The organism is Aureimonas sp. SK2 (assembly GCF_029813115.1).
Taxonomy (GTDB): Bacteria; Pseudomonadota; Alphaproteobacteria; order Rhizobiales; family Rhizobiaceae; genus Aureimonas.
This window is the reverse complement of the sequence record NZ_JAPZDS010000038.1, coordinates 1-7,926: the sequence shown is the minus strand read 5'-3', so window position 1 is coordinate 7,926 and position 7,926 is coordinate 1. Positions and strand designations below refer to the sequence as shown.

General features: G+C 64.3%; 6 protein-coding genes. All 6 read right to left on the bottom strand.

Annotated features, from left to right (window positions below; all coding sequences use genetic code 11):
• A partial coding sequence (locus O5O54_RS21945) for a DEAD/DEAH box helicase (protein WP_279483982.1) occupies window positions 1-3,407 on the bottom strand: 3,407 nt, incomplete at its 3' end.
• On the bottom strand, window positions 3,394-4,176 hold the full coding sequence (locus O5O54_RS21940) for a DUF1837 domain-containing protein (protein WP_279483981.1): 783 nt from the start codon (window positions 4,174-4,176) through the stop codon (window positions 3,394-3,396). The genes O5O54_RS21940 and O5O54_RS21945, both read right to left, overlap by 14 nt.
• An 86-nt stretch (window positions 4,177-4,262) precedes the next feature.
• On the bottom strand, window positions 4,263-4,856 hold the full coding sequence (locus O5O54_RS21935) for a DUF6088 family protein (RefSeq protein ID WP_279483980.1): 594 nt from the start codon (window positions 4,854-4,856) through the stop codon (window positions 4,263-4,265).
• 155 nt (window positions 4,857-5,011) lie between these two features.
• Window positions 5,012-5,773, bottom strand: coding sequence for an HNH endonuclease (locus O5O54_RS21930; RefSeq protein WP_279483979.1), 762 nt, complete (start codon window positions 5,771-5,773; stop codon window positions 5,012-5,014).
• 7 nt (window positions 5,774-5,780) lie between these two features.
• The gene (locus O5O54_RS21925) at window positions 5,781-7,757 is read right to left on the bottom strand and encodes a chromosome segregation protein SMC (protein WP_279483978.1); all 1,977 of its coding nucleotides are present in this window, start codon (window positions 7,755-7,757) and stop codon (window positions 5,781-5,783) included.
• A partial coding sequence (locus O5O54_RS21920; protein ID WP_279483977.1) for a hypothetical protein occupies window positions 7,744-7,926 on the bottom strand: 183 nt, incomplete at its 5' end. The genes O5O54_RS21925 and O5O54_RS21920, both read right to left, overlap by 14 nt.

Genomic DNA, 7,926 nt, shown 5'->3' with positions numbered 1-7,926 from the left:
CTAGGCTTGGGATCGACAGCCGGCTTCTTGAACGCGGCGACTCGCTGATAGTCGGGCGTGGCTAGCCAAGTCCGCCCATCGCCCTCGTCCGTGACGATCCGATAGAGGCCGGCAGGCGGGGCGGCCGCGATATCGAGCAGGCGCTTGTAATGTTCGACAGACCACTTCTGGATGCCGCCGCTGAGGGCTTCGGTTCGGAACCGCGCCCATAGCGCGGCTGTGTCGGGCGTCGGCCAGTTGCCGGCGTCCGTGTAGGCGGTGATCTCATCGGATTCGAGCCAGGCCCGCATCTCAGCGGGTGTGACGAAGACCGGCTTGGTATCCTCGATCGCCGCCATGGCCGCGCGCCGTGACGGAAGGCCCGCGCGGATCAGCATCGACATCATGAATTGCGGGACGCCGGTTTCGACCGCCGCAGCGGCGCCGCCCGCCACCGTTTCCGGCGACCAGCCTAGGGACATACGGCGAGTGCGGACAGCTTCCAGCGCCCAGACCATGCGATAGGTGAAGGCTTCTTCGACGGCCCGCATGTTCTGCGGTCCGATCTTGGCCACATCCTCGCCGGACACCCAACTGTGCAGGATAGCCTTCCAATTCGCCGGCAGCGCATTCGCTTTGTCGGGGATGAAGGGCCGCATGAACAGCAGACGCTCACCGAGACCGCCGAGCGCCTCGACAAGTGCGTCGATGTCGCCGCTCAGCGCCGCCTCATCAGCCCGGTCCAGGAGTTCGGCCAGCTCGTCGGCCATGGCGTCGATGGTGAGACCAGCCTCAAGCCCGACGCCCATGGCGAAATGTCCGCGCCGCGCCTGCGCTGTGGTGGTCTTCCAAATGAGATCGGCGCGGGCCTCGAACACCTTCCTGTGCAGCGGGGCGACATCCTCGTCCTCGCGCGCGATCTGGCGCGCCCAGAGCGATCCCTTGAGCGCCTCGTCCAAGAGCTTCGGCAAATCGGCGCGATCGGAATCGAGCGCCTCGATCAGCCCGAACACCGTCGCGTCGAGGCGTTCGACGATTTGCGAGAGCGGCTCCTCGTCGATGGTTTCCTCCTCGTCTTCGCCGCCGCCGTCGTCGTCGCCATCAGCGTCATACTCCGCGCCGGCCGCCAGGCGCTCGGCTACCGCTGCTTCCTCCTCAGGCGACCTCCAAGCTTCACGCGCATTGGCGAGATATTCCCAGGCATCATCGCGATCCAGGACACCTTCACGGGAGAGGCGGTCAAGGATCTCGGCAACGATCTGGATGAGGCCGCTCTTCAGCGTGCGGGCCTTGGCGGAGGCGACCAGCTTCCCCCATTCTTTCTTCCGCCAATCGATCTTATCGAACATGACATGGACGATGAGGCCTTCGACGTCCACGAAGGCGCGACCGGCCCGGCCGGCGACGTTCGCGAACTCCTCGCCCTTGATCTTCTCGGACGCCCGATACAGCGCTGGCACCAACAGGACGGCGGCATTGAGGTTAAGGCCCTGCGACAGCGTCGGCGACGCGACGATGACCTTCAGGACTCCCTCGGATAGCAGGGCTTCCAGCTCACGCAGGAAAGGGCTCGGCAGCCGGCCGTGGTGGATCGCGACACCCGCCTTCAGGCAGGCGACGGCGGGATGGTTCTCGCCCAACCACTCCTTGGCGACCTCCAGGGCGCGGGCGATCGAGGCCTCATCCTCCAACAGGGAGTCCAGATAGCCGCGCTTGCAGAGGTCTACGACCTGCTTGCCGTAGCTCTCGACCCAGTTCGCCTGGGTGGAGAAGATCAGGGTCCGCTTGCCCTGACCTGCGAATTCCCATGCAGCGAATAGGGCGAGATGCGAATTTTTGCGCGGATAAGGCTTCTTCTCTTTCCCCCGTGCCGGTTTCTGCACGACGAATTTGTCGAGGAACGGACCATCGTCGTCGAGGTCAAGCCGTAGCCGCGCATCCATGCCCCGCCAGGTGAGCGCGCCGAACCGCTGACGCGTGGGGCGCCAGTCGGAACGCACCGGATCGCCCGGTTCGTCGGAGCGTATCCACGCTGTCAGATCATCGAGTTCGTCGCCGCTGGGCAGGATTGCGGACAGACAGACAGTCCGGCGGTCTGCCGCATCTGCGCGGCGAAGCAAGCGCTGCACCAGCGTCTCGTAGCGGATCTCGCGTTCGCTCGGTCCGATCATGTGGCCTTCGTCGAGAACGATCAGGCCGACATCGTCGATCAGCGACGGGTCGCTTCTCAGCGCGAAGTCGAGTTTCTCGGGCGTCGCGATGATGATCTCGCGGGAGCGCAGCGCGTCTTCATCGCCAGCCGAAAGGCCACTGGCACCGTAAAGGGAGGAGACGCTGAAGCCGAGCGGCGCGAATGTCTTCCTGAAGGATCGCTCGGTCTGCGCCGACAGGGCACGCAGCGGCGTGACGATCAGCACCCGGCGCGCCGACGACAGGGTCATCAGCGCGGCGATTTCGGCCACGCGGGTTTTGCCGGCACTGGTCGGCAGGGCGATGACAAGATCGTCGGTGACGTCCGTGGAGCGCCGGGCCGCTTCGCGCTGCGACGGCCACAGCTCCACCTCGGACGTCTTGCGCGCGTAGAGCGACGAGATGAACAGCCTGCGCAGGTCTGGGTATTTTTCCTCCGTCCCCTCCGGCGGTTCGGTCGGCAGGTTCTCGTGCAGCGAATGCTGCCAGAGGTCATCGATCAGGTGACGGCAGAGGTTCGATATCCACCACAGCGGAACATTCTCGGCGTTGTCCGCCAAGCTGACCGCGGTGGCGAGCAATGCTCGCGCGGTCTCGATCGGCTCGGCCTCGCCCGTCTCGAGCGCGAAGTCAAAATACGCCAGAGCCCGGCAGATCGTCGTGTTGAGAATGGTCGACAGCGCCTCGTCGATGTCGGGGTCTTCGCCCGTCAGCGTTTCGGCGATCTGCTCGTCGCCGTGCGCCTCGTCGTCGAGCCACCCGCGAACGAAGCCGCGCAACTGGCCGAGATCGCGCAGGATCAGGTGCTGGATCGCCGTTTCGCCCGGCGAGGCATTGAGGTCGTCCGCCGTCTCGTTGAAGAGCGAATAAGCGACGGCCGAGAAGCCCGCCAGGTGATAGGCCGCTGCGGCGATCGTGCGACGGAAACCGCGATCGGGGGACTCCGGATCGCCGTTGCGCACGAGGGCTTCGAAGGCGTTAGCGGCCCGCTCGAATGCCTTGCTGGTCAGATCCGACGCACCGGCCTGAGCGCGCAGGGCCATCGCACCCCGAAGCAGGGCAAAGCCGTGCTCGGCAAGGTCAGTTTCGATCGTCGCGCCGAGCGGCGGCGCATTCGCCGGTAGGACGCCCTCCTCGCGCATCAGCGACCAGGCGGCGCCGCGATAGAGCAAGCGCCCGAGGATGCCATCGACGGTCGCGGTCGCCAGGAACGCGGTCAGCTCGTCAATCGTCTCCAAGGTCTTCCGCCTCCTGGTACATGGCCGCGATGAAGTCCTGGTGATCTTCGACGTGAATGTTCACGACGTAGTGGTCCCGGTTGGTCCCAGCGGCGTCGAGGTCCTCCTTCAACGAAGCGTGCGGGCCATTCCCCGACACGGTGAAGAGCATATGGTCGATGCGATCGGCGCGAAGGGACTTCAGGCCCACTTCGTCGCGAAGGCTGCGGCCCAGTTCGTTGTCGCCCGGGTCGTTGCTCTCCAACAGACGGTTGGCGACGAACAGCAGGGAATCGGGCGTGCAGCGTCCATTGTCGCGGTCGAGCACCTTGCGAGCGCTCGTGACCGTGGCCTTGCCGAGCCTCTCGTTGCTCTTGGCTTCACCTTTCAGGAGCCAGAGATTCTCGCCGGCCCCATCGTATCCGGCGCCGATGAAGTCATCGCCGCGCATGGCCATGTTGCGGCCGTCCTTGTAGCGAAGGCGGCGCACAGGGACGCGCAGGCCGATCTCTTCTTCCACCAGCTCTGTCGCAAGAATCTCGCCGAGATCGCCGGAACGGCCCTTCGGCGTCTGGGGCATCGCCTCGCTGAGGATCTTCGCGGCGACCTTGTAGCCGAGCCGCTCCACGTCCTCGGCTATGCGTTCGAGCCGGTCGTAGTGCGAGCGGATCGTCTCGGCGAGATCATCGCGAATCTCGTCGCGACCGCCGTCCTTCTCGACATAGGTCCAGTAGCGCTTGCGCTTGTTCTTTTCCTTGGTGGCGTCGCACCACTCTTTATACAGCCCCACGCTTCCCCCAACTCCTATTATTCCGCCGCGCGGTTCGCCCGTTCGGCGATGTCTATGCATCGCTCGACCAGCGCCTCGGGAACACCTCAGCCATGCGCGACCTTGCCGACCGTTCGGGCCAGCCAGCTCGGAAGTTGAGGCGCGGCCGCCACAAGCTCGCCGAACGTGGAAGACGGCAGCTTGCGCTTTAACGTCTTCAACGCGGCTTCCGCCTTCTCCGGCCCCAGCCAGGCGAGCGCACGCACGGCCTGTCCGGCAGGCCGATCAGCCAACGCCAACTGCCAGCGCGGCGCATGCCGCAGCTCGACGATCTGCTGGCCCAGATTCATCGTCCGGCTGCGGCCCGATGTCAGATAGACCGACAAGACCGGCACCTGGGTTGTGAGCCCGAGCGCATTGGCGGCAGCGGCGCCGTTCGAAACGATGACTTCACCGCGCTGGAGCGCGAGGGCTTCGACGGCCTTCTCGACAGAAGGCGCCCTAACGCCGAACCGGCTCGAAACAGGGCGCAGATAGACGCCGCGTCCGGCACGCATCAGCTGGCCACGTTCAGCCAGTCGCGACAATGCTTGATCCAATGCGGCGCGATTGCCGAGATGGAGCAGGCCCTTCGCCGCGATCGGAGCGCCCTCGGGCAAGCCTTCGGCATGCGCCAGTATCTGTTCGGTCAGTCGCCGCACGATAATTCTCCTGTCAGAAATATATGCAATTTTCTGACAGATTTCAATGTAGAGCGCAGAGCAAGGTAACGAGAGGCCGGCATCCCCGCCCCTAAACGGTAGGATCGGAAGGAGACGTTATCGGCCGCTGTGTTTTGGCGTGTAAATGCTCCGCGTCAGTTCACGATTTGGCGTGATAGTCGCTCGCGGTGACGAGCCAGTCGGTGGCGATGGCCGTCGGTCAATTTGATGGGAGACTGCCAGCGCAGTTCGGCACGCGCTTGATCGCTGAGCGTCGGCGAGAACTCCGGTTCTCCATCATCGTTGAAGGTGACGAGCGCCCTGTCGAACGCGGCGTCCCACAGCGCGGATAGCAGTAGGCCGTTATGCACATCGAGCCGCTCCGCGTCGCTTTCGCATTCGGCCCAAGGAATGATGTGCGATGCGCGCAACAACGGAGGGTCGGAGATTCCGGTCAGGGGGCAGCGTCCCTGCCAGTAGTCCAACAGGCGGGTTCGAAAGATATCCTGGCCGATCCGCTGCACGACCAGGCGCTCGACCTCGGTGGTGGTCGGCAGATCCGCCACGCGCCGCTCGAATTCCCGCAAGGGCGCGTCAGGGAGACTGATCGCCAAGGAGTAAACGCGATTCAGCGCTGCGTAGAGTTCGCTCAGCGTGGCGAAGGCGTAGCGGCTCGTGCCGGGCCCGGGCGTGGCAGTGGTTGGCCAGCCCAATTCAGCAACAACGCCGGCATGGTCGGTGGCGAGAAACCATGGTCCGTGGCTGCCTTCGGCGGCCAGATAGATGGTGCCGTGGGCGGTTGTAGACGCGAAAGCTCTCCACCCGGCCCCTTCGCCCAGAACGCGGCGAAAGCCGTTTTGTGAGGCGGCTTTCTCGCATTCTTCGCGGACGATGAAAGACTGGGGGGCTTCAAGCATCGCCAGCCTACAGATCGCGCGCCATCAGGCGGTCGGAACCTGGCGCACCCTTCAGGGTCAGCCTCAGCCAAGGATCGTGCCGGAGGTCGTTGGGAGGACGAGTTGTGGTCGTCACGATGTACTGAAAAGCCGTTGCTTCGGTCATCGTCTCAAGTTCGCGCATCAGGCGGAACAGCTCGTCGTAAATGCTGAGGCCGAGGTCGGCCTCGCGGGGGCTATCGTGAACGAGGAAGGCAGGAAGGCGCGATGCGCCCTCGATGCTCAGGCAGAGGCAGGCAAGGTCGAACGCCAGCACCTTCAGGGATTCGATGGCGGCTGTACGGCGATCGCCATCGACGTCGACAACGATTTCCAGCCCGTTGCCGCTCAGAGTGACCGCCCCTTTTGCGCTCTCGTTGACCAAGCGACGAATGATGGCCGAAAATTTCTCGGTTATCCTGCCGAAGGTCAGCCCCTGTTTGTCCCGGAAGGCGGCAAGTCTCTCTCGCTCTTTGACTAGATTGTCCTCTAGGCCGCGCAGGCGCTTTCGCAGATTATCGCGTTCGATCGATAGTTCAGCAAAGCGCTCGACGCCCTCTTTTAGGCGTGTTGCGGCCTGCCAAGCGGATGCGCGCGCATCGCGGACATTCTCGATGGCTTGTGCCCGCTTCTCTGTCTGCTCAACCTTCTGCTTTGCCAAGGCGATGACCGGTTGAAGGGCCTTCAACTGAGCTTCGAGATCACCGATCTTCTTCTGCTGGTCGCCGATTTCCTGGCGTTTCGTCGTGAGCCGGGCTCGGCATTCGGCTTCGTTGTGAAGCTTGTGCGAGAGGCCGCACTTCTCCGCCAAAGCCCTGTCGATCGGCACCTCGCAGATTGGGCAGACCTGACTCGCTGCATTTTCCGCCGCCGTTGAAAGACCGGGGATTTCGCTCGAGAGCAGGGTGAGAACCTGCTTCTCAGCTGGCAACTGCGCATCCAACCGAATACGCTCCTCGTTCGCGCGGTTCAGTTCTTCGTGAGCATCTTGCAAAGCCTTCCGGGCTGTCCCCAGCTCAGCGTTGTCGCCGGTTGGGAGTTGAGCTGCGGCGGCAAGCTGGCCGTCGGCCACCTTTCGAAACATCTCGAGGAGCAAAGGCATTTCCGGCAGGGTCTGTCCGCCGAGATCGAGTTGGTCGATCAGCCGCGCATGACGGCGACCACGATCCCATTCGATATGGGATATTTCGCGTTCCGCATTGGCGACATCGGCGCGCAGCGCTTCCTCTGTGCGCCGGGCTTGTTGTTCTTCTTCCGTGATCGCCATGAGGAACGCTCGAAGCGCCTCGCGCCGAGGTCCGGTTTCGCGCCCGCTTGCCGGCAGCGGAGCGTCGGAGCCGGAGGCGGGAGAGCGCCAATCGAGAACGTCGTCGAAGCGGCACTCCTGATCGCGCGTGAGCAAAGCGAGCGCGATCGGCCATGCCTTCTGGCCCGGCTGAAGGCGAGCCAAACTGGCGATGGCGGGCGTCACAATCGCCTGCTCGATCGCCTCGATCAGCGGATCGATGCTTGTCGTCGCGCCGTCGCCTGCGGCGATCTCATCGAGGTTGCCATCCGCGATGGCGACATGGCGACGCCGGATGCCCAAGGGCCGCACGACCGCCCAACACACCCCGTCGAGCATCACCTCGGCGCCGACGATGCCGTTAGGGAAGGCGATCGCGATCCGTTCGCGCTGGGCTTCGTCGGCGAAACGCTGTTCGCCGAGGCAATAGCGCAGCAGGCGGCAGAACAGCGTCTTGCCGCTGCCATGGCCGATGGCACGCACGCCGCCCACATGGTCGTCATCGAAACCGTCGGGCGACCAGACGATGTTGAGGCCCGGCCGAAGCGAGATGTCGCGGATCTTCTGGCCGCCTGGCGCCTCCCAGATCGCCAGGCGCCGCACCCAAAGGCGCGGCTCTTTCAGACCCGCGGGAGCGGTCAGGCTAAGTTTTGGAGGGGCGAACATCTCATGCTGCGGCATGCGCGATCCAGCCCCGGACCTCGTCCGGCATCGAGGTGACGGTTGTGTCCAGGTCCAGGTCACTCAACGCTTCCAGCGCGAACCCAGCCCGGCCATCGGGCCAACCGGCCGTATCGAACGCTTCGAGACCAGGCCCAGGCACCCATGTCCCTGCCGATATGTCTTCGAT